The organism is Megasphaera vaginalis (ex Srinivasan et al. 2021) (genome assembly GCF_000478965.1).
Classification (GTDB): Bacteria; Bacillota; Negativicutes; order Veillonellales; family Megasphaeraceae; genus Megasphaera; species Megasphaera vaginalis.
In genome coordinates this window covers 70,191-89,472 of sequence record NZ_AWXA01000053.1, presented here as the reverse complement: position 1 = coordinate 89,472, position 19,282 = coordinate 70,191, and the positions used below count along the sequence as shown (strand labels likewise).

The window sequence follows — 19,282 nt, the reverse complement described above, 5'->3', positions numbered from 1 at the left end:
GCTCATCGTTTCTGCCCCTTATCGTGATGACCGTGCTTCGGACGCGCTTTATATTCCGCGTCGCCGCCGCCGAGGAGGACCTTGCGGGAAAGGTTGACACGCCCTTGCGCATCAATTTCAACGCACTTAACCATGATCTCATCACCGATATGAACGACGTCTTCCACTTTTTCCACCCGTTCCTTCGCCAGCTGCGAAATGTGGACGAGCCCTTCCTTACCCGGCAGCACTTCGACAAAAGCGCCGAAATTCATGAGACGCGTAACTTTACCGACATAAGTTTCGCCGACTTCGACGTCCTTCGTCAGCTGCTCGATCCATTCTTTCGCCCTGTCGCCGCCGGCGGCTTCGACAGAGGCGATGGAAACGAGGCCTGAATCGTCAATATCGATCTTAGCTCCCGTTTCTTCCGTAATCTTCTTAATCACTTTGCCGCCGGGCCCGATAACGTCACGAATCTTATCGGGATCAATCTGAATCGTAATAATCCGCGGCGCATAGGGAGACAGTTCCGGACGCGGTTCGCTGATAGCTTCCAACATCTTATCCATGATAAAGAGACGGCCTTCATGGGCTTGCTGCAACGCCTTGTCGAGGATCTCACGGCTGAGGCCCTTAATCTTGATATCCATCTGAATGGCCGTTACCCCTTTTTTCGTGCCGGCAACCTTGAAGTCCATATCGCCGAGAGCGTCTTCCATTCCCTGAATATCCGTCAAAATCGTAAAATCATCATCTTTGGTAACGAGCCCCATCGCCACTCCGGCGACAGGCGCTTCAATCGGCACACCTGCATCCATCAGCGCCAGCGTGCTGCCGCAGACGCTGCCCATAGAGCTGGAACCGTTCGATTCAAGAACTTCCGATACGACACGAATGGCATAGGGAAAATCGGCTTCACTTGGCATAACCTGCGTCAAGGCCCGTTCCGCCAGTTTGCCGTGACCGATCTCACGACGTCCGGGACCGCGCGACGATTTCGTTTCACCGACACAGAAGGACGGAAAATTATAATGGTGCATATAGCGCCGTTCCGTTTCCATTCCAACACCGTCAATGTGCTGCGCTTCCGAAAGGGGCGCCAACGTCGCAAAACTCATGACCTGCGTCTGGCCCCGTGTAAACAGGCCGGTGCCATGAGTGCGCGTAAAGAGGCCGACTTCACAACTGACTGGGCGAACTTCATTGACCTGGCGACCGTCGGGGCGAATCTTATCGACGGCGATCATGTGCCGGACGATCTCCTTGATCATCTTCTGGGTTACTGCCGCCACATCTTCCATATTTTCCGGGTAGATATCGGCAAAGTGTTCATAAATATCAGCTTCGACGGTATTCATCTTTTCTTCGCGAGCCATTTTATCTGCGTCGCAAACAGCGCCTTTCATGGCCGCTTCGCCATAGGCATGCACGGCTTCCACAATATCGGCCGGCACTTCGGCTTCCACGAACTCCTGTTTAGGCGTACTGATGGATTCAAGGAACGAAAGCTGGAACGCAACGACCTTTCTAATTTCTTCATGAGCAACCATGATCGCGTCAAGAATATCGGCTTCCGGCACCTGTTTGGCACCGCCTTCGACCATGAGGATCGCATCTTTCGTGCCGGCAACGACGATATCCATATCACTGGCTTCGCTCTGCGCCACTGTCGGATTAATGACGAATTGACCGTCAACGCGGCCGACACGCACGCCGGCAATCGGTCCGGCAAAAGGAATGTGCGACATGCAAAGCGAAACAGAGGCGCCGATCAGCGCGGCAATTTCCGGCGCATTATCATGATCGACGCAAAAATCATAGGCTACGACATGAACTTCGTGGCGATATGTTTTCGGAAAAAGGGGACGAATGGGCCGGTCGATGAGACGGGCAAAAAGCGTCGCCGATTCCGGCGGTTTGGCTTCGCGCTTGATGAAGCCGCCGGGAATCTTGCCGACAGCATACATTTTTTCTTCATAATCTACGGTAAGCGGGAAAAAATCCGTCCCTTCTTTCGCTTCTTTCGAGCCCGTAGCCGTAACGAATACGGCCGTATCGCCATATCGCACCAAAGCGGCGCCGCTGGCCTGCTTGGCCAATTTGCCGACTTCAACGCGCAGCGGCCGACCGGCAAAATCCATTTGGAAAACCTGTTCCATTCCATTTCCTCCTTCAACCATTCCTCAAGCTGTTCTTAAAAAAAAGGCTGATGCCTATACATCAGCCTGATGGGTGCGATTATTTACGCAGGTTCAGCTTTTCAATAATTGCACGATAACGATCCAAGTCATGTTTCTGTAAATAGCCGAGCAAGTTGCGGCGTTGGCCGACGAGCTTGAGCAAACCGCGGCGGGACGCATGATCCTTCTTGTGGCTCCGAAGATGTTCCGTCAGATAAACGATACGGCTTGTCAACAAAGCGATCTGTACTTCCGGAGAACCCGTATCATTTTCATTGGCGCCATATTTGGCAATAATTTCTTTCTTTTCTTCTACGTTTAACATTGTTCATTCCTCCTGTAAATAAAAATACACAAAATGCTGCGTGATCGTCGGAGATTTCGAGACACCCGGCATCTGTATGACAGTAGTTATTATACACTAGACGACTGACGATGTAAAGAAATGAGCGACCATCACCGTCTTTCCGTCAAAAAAATTTACTTCGCCGCCCGCCGCGCAAATGACTATACGGCATTATCCGCCCCGCATCTGCAATGGTATACTAAAGAAAAAAGGAGGTCTGATGATGAAAAAAGCCACGGGAATTATCGCCGCCCTGCTCATCGTCATTTCCCTGCCGGCCGCCGCTGCCGCTCATATCGGGCCTGACGGTTGCTGGAACGGCATTCGCCTGGCCGGCAAGGTCCGAATCGTCAGTCACGGCGGCGACCTCAAAGTGAAGACAGTCGACGCCTTCCCCGACCTGAACGTCAAAGCCGTTTCAGCGTTTCCCCATCGCTTGGGAGAATGGCAATTCGTCAGCAGCGGAGAAAACTTCACCATTCAATTTGTCGATTATTTTCCCGATCTGACGATCCGCTTCGTAACGGCATTTCCCGGCCTGCCGCACTGAAAGGGGGCGCATCACTTCACGGTTCTCAAGAAGAAATCCTCCTTAAAACGACAACCGACGTAAAACCAAAGAACCCGTCTCCGAAAAAAAACGGAAGACGAGTTCATGCCGTTATCATCAGTCATGGCGGCAGCCGTGGCCGTCCGTATGCTCATGGTGTCGGCACAGGGCCTGCCGATCATTTGCAGCCAGTTGGCCGTCCAGAAGCTTCTGCACCGCCGTATCACAGCTGCCGCTGTTGCCGTTATAGCAAGTGATGCCGGCATCTTGCAACGCCTGTTGCGCGCCTTCGCCGATACCGCCGCAAATCACGGCGTCGACGGCATGGGACCGCAAAAATCCCGCCAAGGCGCCGTGCCCCTGACCGTCTGTACCGACGACGCTCGCCGCAAGGATGACACCGTCGGCTATATCGTACAGTTTAAAGGCTTCCGATTTGCCGAAATGGGGAAATATTTGTTCCTGATCGTAGGTAACCGCTATTTTCATTTCTTACCGCTCCTTTCTAAACACGCTGCCGGTCGTGCTTTCAGAAAATCCGACGCCGCCAATCTGCGGCGCCGGACAACAGATTATTTCGTCTTGACGAGAGGCGCCGCGGGATCGGCATTAATATATTGGACGGACAGCTTATTATCCGTTACTTCCTGAAGCAGTTCCATCGTGAGCGCCGCCCGTTCAACCGGATTGTCCCCCGTTCCTAAATGGATGGAAACGGAATCTTTCGTATAGGCAATAATATCGGCCGGATTGCCTACATTGATCTCCACGATTTCTTCCGTCACCTCCGGTGACAAGGCTTGGAGATACTGTATGGCGTTGACGATCTCCGGCTCGCCGATAACGTCGCCCAACAACAGCGTATCAATCTTCTTTCCCGTCATCAGGGGCGCCGAAAATCCTTTGATCTGCGGCTCAACGGCAATGACCGTTCCCGTCGCATCAACGGCGGCAAAACCGTACATCGTCGTCAAAACGGCTGCCGCTTTTCTTTCTTTCATGTCAATATGAATAACGGCGGGAAATTCACGCGTAATCTTGACGTCGCCGACACGCAGGTCCTTGCGCAGCCGGGCAGCCATATCGCTTACCGACAACTTAACCGTATTGACCGGTTCGCCAACGCCGGCGGCCCGATACACTTCGGCAAAGGACATCGTTTCATTGCCGTCGACGATGACGGCGCCGAAAGGAACCGGCGCCAGACGCAAAATGAGCCACAGGAAAAAGACGCCGCAAACAGCCGCGAACACACGCAGCCGCCGTCGCCGCCGCAGGCGGCGCTGTTGCTGTCGCTGCTTCTTCTGCAGATTCTTCGCTTTTCGTCTAGCAATGCGCTGCAGCGCTTCTGTCGACATAGGCGACTGCCCGTCGTCATCGACGGTATATACGGCTTGCGCATCTGCGTCAAGGCGTATATACCGTCCGGTTTCATCTGCACCCGGACGGTTCACATCGTCATATAAAGTTGTTTCCCCTTCCGGAGGTATAAATTTTTCTTTCGTCATCATGAAGTCCCTGCACGTAGACGTAGTATATTAAAATTTCCCCGTTGCAGCTTCGAGCAAAATTTTTTCACATAGTTCCTCAAAGGATACGCCCATCGCTCTCGCTGCATCGGGAACGAGGCTGGTAGCCGTCATCCCCGGTACGGTATTGATTTCCAGGACAAAGAGATTTCCCTCTTTATCTGTCATCATATCGACGCGGGAAACACCGCTGCAATGAAGCAAATGGAACACGTCCAAAGCCGTGTCCTGCATTTTCTTCGTCATGGCATCGCCGATCGGCGCCGGACACAAATGCGACGAAACGCCCGGTGTGTATTTTGAGTAATAATCATATTTTCCCGTACTGGAAACGATCTGGATCACGGGAAAAGCCGTATCATCCATAACGGCTACCGTAAACTCATCTCCGTCGATAAAAGCTTCGACAATGATAGATGTGCCATACCGGAAGGCCTCTTCCAACGCCGACCTCAACGCGCCTGTCTCATTGACAATGACCGTGCCGATGCTGGATCCCTGCGCCGCCGATTTAATGACGACAGGCAAGGAAAAAGTTCGACCGATATCCGCTATGATGGAATCAAAGGGTTGTGATGAAAAATAATAGGCAAATGGGGCTGTCGGAATCCCGGCGCCTTGAAAGGCGCACTTGCTGATTACCTTATTCATACCGGCGGCGCTTGCCATGACACCGGGCCCCGTATAAGGCATGCCCATCATTTCACACAGGCCCTGGAGAACGCCATCTTCGCCATAACGACCGTGAAGCGCATTGAAAACGACGTCGAACGTCCCTGCCGACAGGGTCTGCGCAAACTTTTCCGGCACCAGTTCGATAATTTCGGCCCGATACCCCCGGGTTGTCAGGGCCGCGGCAATCGCCGCGCCGGTGCGCCGTGAGACGTCGGCTTCCGTTGACGGCCCGCCGACGACAACGGCAATACGTTTATCCTTCGTTATTTCCATTACCACTGCACCTTCTTTCCCGCTGCGGCGACATATTGCTCACCGACTGTATAAATATCGCCGGCACCCATGGTGATAACCAGATCCTGCGGCTGCGCATGTTCTTCCAAATAAGCCAAGACCGCTTCTTTAGTCGGAATGTACAGAACGTCCTGATGCGACAGTTTCTGCACCATATCGACAATCAGTCTGCCGCTGACTCCCGGAATGGGATCTTCACCGGCACTGTATACATCGGTAATGATCAATTTATCGGCGCAAACAAATGATCGGCCGTATTCTTTTGCCAACAATTTTGTCCGCGTATAACGATGGGGCTGAAAGAGACAGACAACACGATGTGTCCCCATGTCCCGAGCCGCCGTCAGGGTAGCGTTAATTTCCGTCGGATGGTGAGCGTAGTCATCGACGACCCAAACGCCGTTGACATGCCCTTTCGTCTGAAAACGGCGTCTGGCTCCGTGAAAATGCGACAGCGCCGTGACGATATCCGTAAAGGCAAGACCGCAGTACAACGCCGTCGCTATCGTTGCCAGGGCATTCAGAATATTGTGACGGCCAGGAACGGCAAGGGTCACATCGCCGAGAGCGGCGCCGCCGTGGAGTACGGTAAAAGTCAGCAAGCCGTCGTGATAAAAGACATTCGTTGCCTGATAGTCGGCCTCGTGCTCGATACCGTACGTAATACAGCGGCGTTCCAATGTTGGCAGCAAGTTGCGAATATGCTCATTTTCCACACAAAGAACGGCCGCCCCTTCTTCTTTATCAAGGAGCTGGATAAATTGTTTAAACGCAGCGACGACATTTTCAATAGACCCGTAGTAATCCATATGATCGGCGTCAATGTTGGTGACGACGGCAATATACGGAGATTCTTTCAAAAAAGAACCGTCGCTTTCGTCGGCTTCGGCAATTACATACCGGCCATGCCCCAAGACAGAATTACTGTGCAGATAATCCACTTCCCCGCCAATGACCAGGGTCGGATCCGTATTATTTTCATAAAAAACCTGCCCCAACATGGACGATGTCGTCGTTTTCCCGTGAGCGCCGGCAACGGCGATTGCCTTGCCCCAACTCATGATATGTACCAGGGCATCGGCGCGATGAATGACGGGAATTCCCTGTTCCCGCGCCGCCTTCAACTCTTCATTCGTCTCGCGGATTGCCGAAGAAATAACGACGACTTCAGCGTCACCGAGATTTTCGGCTCTTTGTCCGATACAGATGCGCGCGCCGCGGGCGGCGAAATTTTCCGTTACTGCCGTCGCTTTCATATCGGACCCGGAAACGCTGTAGCCTTTATCAATAAATATATTGGCAATCGCCTGCATGCCGACACCGGCGATACCGATGAAATGTACACGCTTTACCGAATTGAGATTGATCATGATCATGCACCCTTTTCTAACGTTTGCTGTTCCTAGCAATGGACAGCGCCAATTTCGCAATATCTTCCGCCGCCTGCGGACGTCCCATGGCTTTGCTCGCCGCCGCCATCGCCTTCAAATTCCGCGGATCATCCTTCAGACGTCTGATTTCTTCCAGTAATTCCCGCCCCGTCAGCATCTTGTCCAAAATCATTTTCGCCGCCCCGTTCAGGACCAAGGCCTGCGCGTTATAGCGCTGATGATCTTCTGCGGCATAGGGGTAGGGGATGAGTATAGCAGGCAAACCGCGTACTGTCAATTCCGCCAAGCCGACGGCACCGGCGCGATAAACGGCCAGATCGGCCGCTACCAAGGCTTCCGGCATATGATGCAAGTACGGAATAATATGGCTTCCTTCGCCATAATTCCCTTTGCCGTCGATACCGTCCAGCTGTTTGACGACTCGATCGTATTCATGATCTCCTGTGACATGCAGAATCTGTATATCTTTATCATTTCTGAAATATTGATGCACTTCAATCATCGCCGTATTGATGCTGCGCGCGCCGCGGCTGCCGCCGGCGACGAGAAGCGTAAACTTACAAGGATCCAGGCCCAAGAGCGCCTGTCCCTGCTCCTTTGATACGGTCAACACATCTTTGCGGACAGGATTACCGGTATAAACCAGCGCGTCCTTTTTCTTAAACCGCTGCATCGCCTCCTTGTAACCCAAGGCTACGCGATTGGCAAATTTGCTTAAAATCATATTCGTCACACCGGGAATGACATTTTGTTCCTGGACCAACGTCGGAACGCCGCTTAAACTCGCCGCCAATAAAACGGGACCGCAAACGAAACCGCCCGTTCCGATAACGACGTCAGGCTTAAATTTTTGTATGATTCTGGCAGCCTTGAAAACGCTTCCCGTCGTCTTTCCTACAGTAACGACGTTGCGCAACGAAATTCTCCGCTCCAACCCCCGCACGTCGAGGGTCACGAAGGGAAACCCTTCTTTCGGTATCAATGTATTTTCCAGTCCTGTTTTCGAACCTACGTATAAAAATTCCGTCGGCTCTATATCGGCTATTGCTCTGGCGATCGTGATTGCCGGATAAATATGGCCTCCCGTTCCGCCGCCGGAAAGAATGACACGGCCCATAACACGTCCTCCTTATCAGCACAGATTTTATCGTTCTTACAGACCGTTGACAATACCTTTAAAGATGCGGCCTCTCTGTTCATAATTATCATACATATCAAAACTGGAGCAAGCCGGCGATAAGAGTACGGCCTGCGGCTTCTTCGCTATCTTCCGCGCCGTCATGATCGCTTTTTCCATCGAATCTCCGACACAACGGATATCATTAACACCCGCTTTTTCAGCGGCAATGCGGAAACGTTCCGCAGCCTGCCCGATCAGGATCAATACATCCACTTTCACCGCCGCCAACGACATGAAAGCATCGAGGGGCGTCATTTTATCATAGCCGCCGGCAATAAGAATCAAATGTCCCGGAAAAGCTTCAAGCGCCTTGATTGAAGCGTCCGTATTCGTTCCCTTCGAGTCGTTGTAATAGGATACACCGTTCAGCGTGCGCACCCATTCCAAACGATGTTCGACGCCGTTAAACGTTTTCAGCACTTGCCGGATAACGGCGAAAGACGCGCCGCCGGCATGGGCCAAAAGCAGCGCCGCCAGGCAATTCTGAATATTATGTTTGCCGAAAAGCTTCAGTTCATCTTCACGGCAAATGACCGTGTCGATACCAGCTTCGCGGAAAATAAGCTGCCCCTTCTCCGCAAAAGCGCCTGCCGGAACGGGGCCTTGTGTCGATATGTACACAACGTTTCCCGTCATATCGCCAGCCATGCCGCGCACCAACGGGTCGTCATAGTTCAGCACCGCCAAGTCCGTCCGGTCCTGATTGCGAAAGATCCGCTTCTTGGCCGCACCGTAGGCTTCCATCGTGTGATGGCGGTCGAGATGATCCGGCGTAAGGTTCAAGATAACGGCGGCTTTGGCTTTCATTGTCTGGGTAAATTCCAACTGAAAACTGGACAACTCGGCAACGACGACGGCATCAGCCGGTAAATCGGCAGCCTGTTCCGATAAGCCGACACCGATATTGCCGCCGACAACGGTTTGCCTGCCGCAGGCCTTCATGATCTCTCCGACCAACGTCGTCGTCGTCGTCTTTCCATTGGTGCCGGTAATACCGAGTATCTCGGCGTCCGTCACCCGAACGGCTACCTCCACTTCACTCCAAATGGGAATCTGCCGCCGCACAGCTTCTCTCATAATGGGTATTTCAGGAGAAATGGCCGGCGACGGTACGAGAATGTCGACACCGTCCAACAGAGACGCGTCCTGTATGCCGAAAAGCAGCGTCACGCCGGCCTGCCGTAAAGGCCGCCACCGTTCATCGGCCGCATCAATCGCTTTCATATCGTTCAGCGTTACCTTGCCACCGTGCGCGGCCAAAACGGAAGCTGCCGCCCTGCCGCTGATGCCGGCGCCGATTACCAATATTTTTTTTCCTGAAAAATCCATTATACTCATGACTGCACCTGCTTTATAAAAAAATAATTAATGATCTCCCGCTAAGACGATAAGGATAGCTATAATGGCCATCAGCGCCGAAAAGCTCCAGAAGACCGTCACAACCTTTACTTCGCTCCAACCGGACAATTCAAAGTGATGATGAATGGGACTCATCTTGAAGACGCGTACGCCCCGTGTCTTAAACGAAACTACCTGTATAATGACGGACAGTGCTTCCAGCACATACAGGGCGCCGGCAACAACCAACAACAGTTCGGTCTCGGTTAAGATCGCCATGGCCGCCAAGGCGCCGCCCAGGGCCAATGAGCCCGTATCTCCCATAAACATTTTTGCCGGGTGCTGATTATAAAAGAGAAATCCCAGACAAGCACCGGTTAATGCAGCGCAGAAAACGGCAAAATTACCGTAACCGAGGGCCAATGCAATGACCACGTACGCCACAGACGTAATCGCGCAGGAACCGGCCGCCAAACCATCCAATCCGTCCGTCAGATTCACGGCGTTGCTGGTACCGACGATCATGAAGAAAACAAAGATATAGTAGAAGAACCCCAAATCAACCGTCCAATTGGCGACAGGAATCCAGAGCGTTGTCGGAAATTCCAAATACACGTTCAGTACGAGACAAAAAACAGCCGCCAGTATGAACTGACCGCACAATTTTTGCTTTGCCGTCAGGCCCAGATTGCGGCGCTTGACGGTTTTAATGCCGTCATCGAGAAAACCGATGATACCGTGCCCGAAGGTCAGCAGCAGAGCCAAGGCCTTACGCAGTTCAAAAGGGTTGAAGAGCAGACAGGAAACGATGACTGCAACTAATATGAGAATACCACCCATCGTCGGTGTTCCCGCTTTGTATTTATGGCTTTCCGGCCCCTCTTCCCGTTCCGATTGCCGGGCGCGAAATTTTTTCAATTCTCTGATCACGATCGGCCCCAAGGCCAAGCCGATAACAAGGCTGACAACAAATCCCATGATGAGGGTACTTAACATTCACATTACTTCCTTTCAAAATACGTCAATATCTTTTCCATGGCAAAGCCGCGGGATCCTTTAAGCAAAACCGTATCTCCCGGCAGTAATACCGACTTCAGCATGGCTGCGGCTTCGTCGTGATTTGCCGTAATCCAGACATTGACCATTCCTTCCTTTTTGGCTTCATCGGCAATAAAAGCGGCTTCATCGCCCAAGACAATAAGGGCGTCAATCGACGCAGCGGCTATTTGCCTGCCGACAGTCCGATGTTCCCGTTCCGTCCAGTCGCCTAATTCCAACATGCCGCCGAGGACGGCGATCTTCCGTCCCGTCGTCAGCGAGGCAAGCGTGGAAACGGCTTCGCTCATGGAAGCGGGATTGGCGTTATAAGCATCGTTGATAAAGGTGTACGGATCAAGCCGCACTAATTCCAAGCGCATCGGCACGCCGCCATATTCGCTTAATCCTTTACGCATTTGGTGCTCGCTCAAGCCCAAAACCCGTCCGACAGCGACGGCGGCCAAAGCGTTATAAACCGTATACTTGCCGATGACGGGCATCGTTATATCAAACATCAAATCAAAACAACGGCAGCTGAAACGGAGTCCTTTTTCATTTGCCTCAATGCGGCAGCCTCGGATCACGGCATTACTCAAGACGCCGTAAGTGACGCTCTTGGCGCGACAGATATCGGCCATGGCGGCAACATAGCGATCGTCCTGATTGAGAACGGCCACGCCGTCAGATGGCAAAGCGGCGACAAGCTCCGCTTTGGCTTTGGCGATATTTTCCTGTGATCCCAAAAGCTCGATATGACTCTTGCCGACATTGGTGACGACGCCGATCGTCGGTTCGGCAATCGCCGCCAACTCGGCAATCTGTCCCAAGCCGCGCATGCCCATTTCCACGACACAAACGCCGTGATCTTCTGTCAGGTTCAGCAAGGTCTTCGGCAATCCGATTTCATTGTTAAAATTTTTCTCCGTCTGCAATACATTATACTTCTGCGCCAGTACCGTGGCAATAATACTCCGCGTCGAGGTCTTGCCGACGGAGCCTGTAACGGCAATGACGGGGATTGCGAAACGACGCCGATGAAAGCGGGCCAGATCCTGATAGGCCTTCAAGGTATCGGTGACCAAAAAAACCGTACAATCGCCGTCGCCGTATTTTTCCGTTTCCCTGGCAACGAGAACACCGGCCGCACCGCCTTCAAGGGCTGCAGCAATAAAACGATGACCGTCAAACGTATCGCCCTGCAACGCGACAAAAAGTGATCCCGGTGAAAGCGTGCGCGTATCGGTATCGATACTGCTGAACGCGTTCTCACGGTTTCCTCGGCGCAGAAGTCTGGCGCCGGTAGCTTCAATTACTTCGGCAATCGTAAAGGCCGCCATACTTATCTTCCTTTCAACTGTTGAACCGCTTCTCTTGCAACTTCCCGATCATCAAAATGGATCGTCTTATCTTTTAAAATCTGATACGTTTCATGCCCCTTGCCGGCAATAACGATGATATCACCGGCCCCGGCTATTTCAACAGCCCGCGTGATAGCCCGGCGGCGGTCGACAATCACTTCATACGTTTGCCCTTCTCTGAGTCCCTGCTTCACACCTGCCGCCACTTCGGCAACAATGGCGTCCGGATCTTCCGACCGTGGATTATCGGAGGTTACAATGGGGATATCCGATTCCGCGGCTCCAATGCGTCCCATAATGGGCCGTTTCGTACGATCCCGGTCACCGCCGCAGCCAAAGACGGAAATAATCCGGTTCGGATGCATGGCCCGTGCCGTTGTCAACGCTTTTTCCAAACTGTCCGGCGTATGGGAATAGTCGACGACGATGGCAAAATCCTGTCCCGCTTCAACGAGTTCGAACCGCCCCGGAACGGAACGGAACGTCTGAATGGCCTGATCGATCGTCGCCGTGTCGACGCCTTCGGCATGGGCGGCGCCGATAGCCGCCAACGTGTTGTACACATTGAACAGCCCGGTAATATGCATCTGCAGATCAACGGAACCGAAGGGACCGGAAACATGGAACGATGATTTCTTCAATTCCACCTGCAACGAAGATCCCCGTAAGTCCGCTTCCTGTTCCACGCCATACGTCAGCACGTTGCCGCGGCAGGCGGCCAGAATATCTTTGGCGTACGGATCGTCTACATTGACGACAGCCGTCTTATTGCCTTTGACCGTATCGCCCGCCGTCAGCCCTTGAAACAATTTGGCTTTAGCGGCAACGTAGTTTTCAAACGTCTTGTGAAAATCCAAATGATCTTGCGTCAAATTTGTGAAAACCGCCGTATCAAATTCGATTCCGGCAACGCGATTTAATTCCAGCGCGTGACTTGATACTTCCATTACAACATGCGTTATGCCGCGCTCCGCCATCAGATACAGGAAATGTTGCAATTCCACCACATCCGGCGTCGTATTATGAATCGGCAGTTCTTCATCATCGATGAGCGCGTGAATCGTGCCGAGAACGCCGACATGATGGCCGGCGGCACGCAAAATGTGCGCAATAATATGGCTTGTCGTCGTTTTACCGTTCGTGCCGGTTACGCCGATCATGCGCATTTTTTTGCCGGGATAATCATAAAAATAAGGAACGATGTCTTCCAGCGCATGGTGAATATCGGGAACCATCAACTGTACGACGCGGTCAGGCAGGTCCAGGTGCTTCGCCGTCAGCACGGCAACGGCTCCCTTTTCAACGGCTTGCGCGGCAAATTTAGCGCCGTCAACATGAACGCCTGCAATGCAGACGAACAAATACCCTGCTTCTATTTCACGAGAATCGGCGGAAATACCGCTAATCTCGGTCTTTACATTGCCATCTACATTATAGATCCCTTTTATTTGACGACTTAATTCTTCTACTGTTTTCATCCTTATTCCTCCCCTTATGCTGTCATGCTAATACAAACAACAATAGCAGTCTTAACCAGCATTAAGACTGCTCTTGCACTTCTATATCGTTGCGGCGGTATTGTCCGTCTGACGGCGATTCTGACTGTACAGAACGGCTGACGGTACGACCATTCCCAAATCGCCGGTCGCTATTTTATATATTCGTTCCGGCGACTCCATGCGTGCAATATCCACCTTTAAATCATCATTTTCCTGCTGCAGTTTCTGTATCTGCCTTTTTTCCTGCATCAGCGTATATCCGTAATCGATCCGCGCCTTTGCCAGAGCAACATTAAGAAGCAGAAAGAAGGCGCAAAGAAAAACAATAAACAAGGTTTGTGCAATCACTCTGCTGAAATGTTTTCTTTCCGCTACGCGCCGTGATGAAGGAAGCCCTCTATTTTCCTCATACGGTATATACCCTGCTTTTCTGGCCAACATTTGTTCAACACATCCCCAGTAATCGACAAAAACTATATTTATCACAAGCGGACTGCTGTCCGCAATTTCGCACTCCGTGCCCGCGGATTGGACGCCAATTCCGCTTCTCCCGGCACAATGGGCTTGCGGTTTACCTTCATCGTCGCTTTATGTCCGCAGGTACAGACAGGCAAGTCTGGCGGACAGATACAGTCCGTTGCCAGCAGTTTCAGCGTTTCTTTGACAATTCTGTCTTCCAGCGAATGGAACGTGATCACACACAGCTTACCGCCCGGTTTCAACCGTTCCGAAGCGGCTTCGACGGCTGCGCGCAAGATCTTGAGCTCGCCGTTTACTTCAATGCGAACAGCCTGAAAGGTACGCTTGGCCGGATGAGGACCGTCTTTACGGGCCCCTGCCGGAACAGCCTTTTTGATAATCCGCACCAAATCGCCGGTTCGTTCAATAGGTCCTTCTTGCCGCGCCGCCGCGATGAACTGCGCGATCCGCTTCGCCCAGCGTTCTTCGCCGTATTCCCTGATAATTCGATAAAGCGCCTCTTCACTGTATCCGTTTACGATATCGTAAGCGCTGATATCGGCGCCTCGATCCATGCGCATGTCAAGAGGCCCGTCATGTTGATAAGAAAACCCTCTCTCCGGCACATCCAACTGATAGCTGGACACCCCCAGGTCGAACATGACGCCGTCAACGGCAGCAATTCCCAATTCATCCATGACTTCACGGAAGTGAGAAAAATTACGCCGTACCGGAATAAACCGGCATTTGGCAGCGGACAACCGTTTGCCGGCGGCAGCGATGGCGGCTTCGTCCTGATCCAACCCGATCAGCGTCGCCTTCTCGGACAACCGCTCTGCCAATGCGCAGCTGTGCCCGCCGCCGCCCAACGTGCAATCAACATAAACGCCGTCGCGGTCACCGATAAGATGTTCGATTGTTTCTTCGCGCAAGACACTGATATGATGAAAATCCATGAGCCCTCCTAGAAATCTATATCCAACAGGCCGTCAAGACTTTCCGCTATCTCTTCCATGGCCGGAACGGTTTTCGCCGCATATTCTTCATAAGCGGCCTTGCTCCAGATTTCGATCTTGTCACCCGTCCCCAGGACAACTACATCTTTACTCAGCTTGGCATAATCACGCAGCGCGCTGGGAAGCAGTATGCGCCCCTGCTTGTCGAACTCGACTTCTGCGGCGCTGCCGAAAACGAAACGTTTAAAGGCGCGAACATTTTCTTTTGAAGCCTGCAATTTTTTCATCGCCTGCGCCAACTGTTCCCAAGCCTCCTTCGTATAAACGGAGAGACAGCCTTCCAAGCCGCGGGTGACGACAAATGACAGGCCCAGTTCTTCGCGAAATTTAGCCGGCATGATCACGCGGCCTTTCGTATCGATAGAATGTGAATATTCTCCCATAAACATGTTGCCGTCACCTCCTTTTCGTTTCACTTTTCACCACATTCTACCACATTTCCACACAAAATGACAATGAAGATATTTCGTGAAAATCGGGATAAAAAAAGAAAGGTTACCGCTTTTATGCAGCAACCTTTCTGTCGGTACTATATCTTGTAGTTTTAAGGAAAAAACAAAGATAAATAATTTTCTAAATTTTTATGAATAACAATATTTTCGGCCGTAAGCTTTTGCAGATCGCACCTTTTTTTCAGTTCTGTCAGAGAATAGCGCCTGCGATCCGGCAACAGATGCCCTCGCCAGGCCAAATAGGACAATAACGTATCGCTGTCAATCCCCTGCTCGCGCAAGTAACGCACGGTGATGCCGTTCTGTCGTTTTGACAACCGATGACCGTCGCTGTCGACCAACAAGGGAACATGCGTATATGCAGGCGCTTCATAACCTAAGAGCCGTATCAGCCAAATCTGCTGCGCCGTCGATGCCAGCAAATCCGCGCCGCGCAGCACGTGGGTAACGCCCATCAGCGCATCATCTACCGAAACCGCCAATTGGTAAGCATACATGCCGTCACTGCGACGTACAATAAAATCGCCGCAAGTAGCTGGCAAAAAAGCGTTTTTCCTGCCGAAAACACCGTCATTGAAAACGATCTCGGCGGCAGGCACACGGATCCGCAGCGACGGGGTCCGCGTCATTTGCCGGCGCTCCGCCAGGCTCATCTGGCGGCAGTGACCGTCATAGAGATACTGCTCGCCCGGATGAGGCGCGCCGATAGACTGCAGACGCGCCCGCGTGCAATAGCACGGGTAAAGCAAGCCCCTTTCCTGCAGCTGCCGAAGCGCTGCCGCGTAGACGGCGTACCGTTCCTGCTGCGTATACGGACCGGCCGGTCCGCCCGTATCCGGTCCTTCGTCCCATAACAGCCCCAGCCATGTCAGGTCTTCCAGAAACGCCTGGCGAAACAATTCTTTGGATCGCTGTTCATCGTTATCTTCTATGCGTAAAATCAGTTTGCCCCCCTGTTGACGAACTTGAAGCCAGCAAAGAAAGGCCGTCCAAACATTGCCCAAATGGAGATATCCCGTCGGGCTGGGAGCAAATCTGCCGCGCATGATCCCGGCAGTCATCAATTCGGCAGAGATATAAGATTCTTGAACAACGACGCGTCTTCCCGAATCTTAGTCTCGCTGCCCAGAACGCAGAGTTGATTATCCTGCATGACGGCACGAACGAGCGGAGCCAAGGCGCGGATATCGGCCGCCGTCGCCGCCAAGAGCTGATCCCGTATCTGCTGCGCCCACTCTTTCGTAACGCCGCTGTAATGGCGCGAAAGAGCTTTGGCAGTTCGCAACGCCGGCGTCAGCGGCGTATCGACGCGGCTCAGCGTACCGATAACGTACTTCGTCATCTCCCTGTCGGAAACGTCGAATTGCTGCAAATAATCGGCCAAATCATCATAGGCCTGCAGACTGTTGCCGAGATTGGGATCCCGATAAGAGCAAAAGACCATATTGCCGTTGCGGTAAAAACGTGTAAAAGCACCGTATGCACCGCCTTGTACGCGGATTTTCGTCCACAAATATTCGTATTGCAAAATCGTACTCAGGACCAACATGACCCCTGTATACGAAAAGCCGTGCTTGCGGAAATTCCCCCCTTTTGCCACATATTGGACGGTGCCGCTCGTCATAATCCCTTCATTTTTAACCGTCCTGTCAAAGGAACATGTGCTGCCGCCGGCTTCTCCCTCTTCCATGGCGTCCGTCCACTGCGGCAGCAGACGCCGTACCCGTTTTTCTGCGGCAACGTCACCGGTAACGGCTACAGTCATGCGGGAACGTACAATGATCTTTTTCAAAACGGCCGCCAACGCCGCTGCCGTGACACCGCCATCTTCACGAATAGAAGCGGCTATTTTACTGACAAAGGCGTAATAAGACAACTCGCCGGCGTCGGCAAAGCCTTCTGCCGCCGAAACGTAGGATAACAAGCGGTGCATGACCAACGTCTGCCCGCGGCTGAAAGCATCCATATCCCACCCCGTTTTCGTCTCTTCGATCAATTCCGCAAGACGAGCGGCGTTGGTAAAGACAGTTTGCAAGGAAATTTCACGCAGTAAATCAATCAATTTATCGACATGAATGTCCAAGCTTTTGGCCTTTATCCGAAAAACGGGAACGTATTCGTCCGGACTGTCTTGCTTGGAAAAGGCTTCTACGCCATAACTGATACCGCCTGTATATAAATCGATAAGCGACGCCAATTCACCGTACTCGTGCGCCGTCGTGTCCATATCGCCAAGCAAGTCGCTGAGGAGGTACACATAAGAAATTTCTTCTTCCGACAAGCCCCGTAAATCAAAGCAGGCTTCAACATAAGAAATGCCGTTCGTCACATCGGGTACGTGGCAAAGAGAAACACCGGCGGCAGCAGTCACGGTAAAGTCGACGCATTCCGCTTCTTTTTTCAGGTCTTGCCGCGCCAAAGTCGGAATGGAAAGCAGCGCTTCCGGCGTATCGGGCGTTCCCTGCTTCTCTTTCAACGCCCGTGTCGCCGCTACGATAGCGGCGATTTCCGCTGCCGACAGATAAGCCTTGTAAGCTGCAAGCTTTTCGGCCAACGCCTTGTCCCGCCGTTCCGCCAATCCTTTTTCCGGCACCAGTGAAATAAGCGCATAATAGGAATTATCTAAGATATATTTTTTGATAATATCTTCATAATAACCGTTTTCAATACCTGCACGAAGTACTCGCAACGCCTCTTCGTAGCGGAGCGCGGCAAGCGGATCGCCGTCATAAAGCCAAGTATCCATACAACGGATACCGTAAATGAGACCTTTCGGACGACCGGCGAAATCGGCTTCACGCAAGGAAAATTCAATACGGTTCAAGGCGCCTGTCAGCAACACCTTATCGATGCCCCGTTCAACACTGTCCTGTAATACGCGGCGTACGACCGGTAGTATCTCGCCGGCCATTTCCGGCTCCGATCCGTTGACTGTTATCCCCCACAACGGCTGCAAAAGGCCGTCCTGGAAATCACCGGAAATATCCTTTCCGACGCCGACATCGACGAGAGCCTTTTTCAGCGGCGCCGCCGGCGAAAGCAGAAAGACATAGGTCAGCACCTTCATTGCCAGGCCCAACGTCGGATCCAGGGCGTCGTCGATGACATAGGTCAAGCTGTGCAACGTTTTTTGTGCCGTCTTTTCCTCGGAAGCGATGCCGTAAGCATAGGACTTGACGAGCGGAGAACGAGACGGCTGCCGGCCGATTTCCGAATGAACGGCCGTCGCCGTAAACCGGCTCAAATATTCGCTGTCAATAAAAGACAGCGTAGCGTCAATATCCATATTGCCGTACAAGAAAATATAACTGTTGCTCGGATGGTAATATCGTTTATGGAAAGCTGTAAAAGCCGACTGCGTCAACGTAGGAATGACATCGGGATCACCGCCCGATTCGACGCCATACGTCGTATCGGGAAAAAGATTTTCCATGATCCGCCGCTCCAATTGAGCGTCAGGCGAAGAGAACACGCCTTTCATTTCATTATATACAACGCCGCAGTATGTCAACGGCTCTTCCGGCGTCGCCATTTCATAATGCCAGCCTTCCTGCATCAGGATCTGTTCGTCATGAAGCATATTCGGAAAAAAGACGGCATCCAGATAAACATCCATCAGATTTCGGAAATCCCGATCATTGCGACTGGCAACAGGATACATCGTTTTATCGGGGAAAGTCATGGCGTTCAGAAACGTGTTCAACGATCCTTTGACCAACTCGACAAACGGTTCTTTCAGCGGAAATTTCCGCGAGCCGCACAGCGTCGAATGTTCACAAATATGGGGAACGCCGGTGCTGTCCTGCGGCGTCGTCCGGAACGAAACGGAGAATACCTTATTATCGTCATCGTTTGCCAGGTACAGAAGCCTGGCGCCGGACTGCAAATGTTTCATTTCATAGGCATAACTGTTCAATTCCGTTACCGCTTCCGCTCGGTGGACGCGAAAGCCGTTGTATACTTCATTACATTTCAATGTTTGTTCCATAAAACAC

Annotated in this window: 17 protein-coding genes; 1 reads left to right on the top strand and 16 read right to left on the bottom strand. The window is 52.2% G+C overall.

The features are described from left to right. Positions 1-2: 2 nt before the first annotated feature. Positions 3-2,141, bottom strand: a complete 2,139-nt coding sequence (locus tag HMPREF1250_RS09585; protein WP_023054507.1) for a polyribonucleotide nucleotidyltransferase — start codon at positions 2,139-2,141, stop codon at positions 3-5. Between the two features lie 79 nt (positions 2,142-2,220). After that, entirely contained in the window at positions 2,221-2,487 is a 267-nt protein-coding gene (gene rpsO / locus HMPREF1250_RS09580; protein WP_023054448.1) for a 30S ribosomal protein S15, read from the bottom strand. 241 nt (positions 2,488-2,728) lie between these two features. Between rpsO and HMPREF1250_RS09575 the strand changes: the two genes are divergently transcribed. After that, entirely contained in the window at positions 2,729-3,058 is a 330-nt protein-coding gene (locus HMPREF1250_RS09575) for a hypothetical protein (RefSeq protein WP_023054413.1), read from the top strand. A 117-nt stretch (positions 3,059-3,175) separates the two neighbouring features. Here HMPREF1250_RS09575 and HMPREF1250_RS09570 read toward each other — a convergent pair whose 3' ends face one another. The 14 genes from HMPREF1250_RS09570 to HMPREF1250_RS09505 all read right to left on the bottom strand — a co-directional run bounded on the left by HMPREF1250_RS09570 (position 3,176) and on the right by HMPREF1250_RS09505 (position 19,275). Beyond that, positions 3,176-3,547, bottom strand: a complete 372-nt coding sequence (locus HMPREF1250_RS09570; RefSeq protein ID WP_023054494.1) for a NifB/NifX family molybdenum-iron cluster-binding protein — start codon at positions 3,545-3,547, stop codon at positions 3,176-3,178. A gap of 83 nt (positions 3,548-3,630) precedes the next feature. Next, the gene (locus HMPREF1250_RS09565) at positions 3,631-4,569 is read right to left on the bottom strand and encodes a cell division protein FtsQ/DivIB (RefSeq protein WP_023054519.1); all 939 of its coding nucleotides are present in this window, start codon (positions 4,567-4,569) and stop codon (positions 3,631-3,633) included. A gap of 27 nt (positions 4,570-4,596) precedes the next feature. Then, positions 4,597-5,535, bottom strand: a complete 939-nt coding sequence (locus HMPREF1250_RS09560; protein WP_023054447.1) for a D-alanine--D-alanine ligase — start codon at positions 5,533-5,535, stop codon at positions 4,597-4,599. Next, positions 5,535-6,926 (bottom strand): UDP-N-acetylmuramate--L-alanine ligase, encoded by a 1,392-nt coding sequence (gene murC, locus HMPREF1250_RS09555; protein ID WP_036243239.1) that lies wholly within the window; start codon positions 6,924-6,926, stop codon positions 5,535-5,537. Before murC ends, HMPREF1250_RS09560 begins: the two co-directional genes overlap by 1 nt. Before the next feature lie 16 nt (positions 6,927-6,942). Beyond that, positions 6,943-8,064, bottom strand: a complete 1,122-nt coding sequence (gene murG, locus HMPREF1250_RS09550) for an undecaprenyldiphospho-muramoylpentapeptide beta-N-acetylglucosaminyltransferase (protein WP_023054440.1) — start codon at positions 8,062-8,064, stop codon at positions 6,943-6,945. A 36-nt stretch (positions 8,065-8,100) separates the two neighbouring features. After that, complete coding sequence (murD, locus tag HMPREF1250_RS09545; RefSeq protein WP_023054417.1) at positions 8,101-9,465, bottom strand: UDP-N-acetylmuramoyl-L-alanine--D-glutamate ligase; 1,365 nt, start codon at positions 9,463-9,465, stop codon at positions 8,101-8,103. 27 nt (positions 9,466-9,492) lie between these two features. Continuing rightward, positions 9,493-10,461, bottom strand: a complete 969-nt coding sequence (gene mraY, locus HMPREF1250_RS09540; RefSeq protein WP_023054424.1) for a phospho-N-acetylmuramoyl-pentapeptide-transferase — start codon at positions 10,459-10,461, stop codon at positions 9,493-9,495. Between the two features lie 5 nt (positions 10,462-10,466). Beyond that, entirely contained in the window at positions 10,467-11,840 is a 1,374-nt protein-coding gene (locus tag HMPREF1250_RS09535) for a UDP-N-acetylmuramoyl-tripeptide--D-alanyl-D-alanine ligase (protein WP_023054397.1), read from the bottom strand. 2 nt (positions 11,841-11,842) lie between these two features. Then, positions 11,843-13,339 (bottom strand): UDP-N-acetylmuramoyl-L-alanyl-D-glutamate--2,6-diaminopimelate ligase, encoded by a 1,497-nt coding sequence (locus HMPREF1250_RS09530; RefSeq protein ID WP_023054477.1) that lies wholly within the window; start codon positions 13,337-13,339, stop codon positions 11,843-11,845. Between the two features lie 81 nt (positions 13,340-13,420). After that, positions 13,421-13,846, bottom strand: coding sequence for a septum formation initiator family protein (locus HMPREF1250_RS09525; protein ID WP_231391311.1), 426 nt, complete (start codon positions 13,844-13,846; stop codon positions 13,421-13,423). Continuing rightward, positions 13,843-14,775, bottom strand: coding sequence for a 16S rRNA (cytosine(1402)-N(4))-methyltransferase RsmH (gene rsmH, locus HMPREF1250_RS09520; RefSeq protein WP_023054407.1), 933 nt, complete (start codon positions 14,773-14,775; stop codon positions 13,843-13,845). Before rsmH ends, HMPREF1250_RS09525 begins: the two co-directional genes overlap by 4 nt. Positions 14,776-14,783: 8 nt before the next feature. Further along, the gene (mraZ, locus tag HMPREF1250_RS09515) at positions 14,784-15,224 is read right to left on the bottom strand and encodes a division/cell wall cluster transcriptional repressor MraZ (RefSeq protein WP_023054482.1); all 441 of its coding nucleotides are present in this window, start codon (positions 15,222-15,224) and stop codon (positions 14,784-14,786) included. Between the two features lie 155 nt (positions 15,225-15,379). Continuing rightward, positions 15,380-16,333, bottom strand: a complete 954-nt coding sequence (gene gluQRS, locus HMPREF1250_RS09510) for a tRNA glutamyl-Q(34) synthetase GluQRS (RefSeq protein WP_036243235.1) — start codon at positions 16,331-16,333, stop codon at positions 15,380-15,382. Positions 16,334-16,347: 14 nt separating this feature from the next. Next, entirely contained in the window at positions 16,348-19,275 is a 2,928-nt protein-coding gene (locus HMPREF1250_RS09505; protein WP_023054515.1) for an insulinase family protein, read from the bottom strand. Positions 19,276-19,282: the final 7 nt, after the last annotated feature.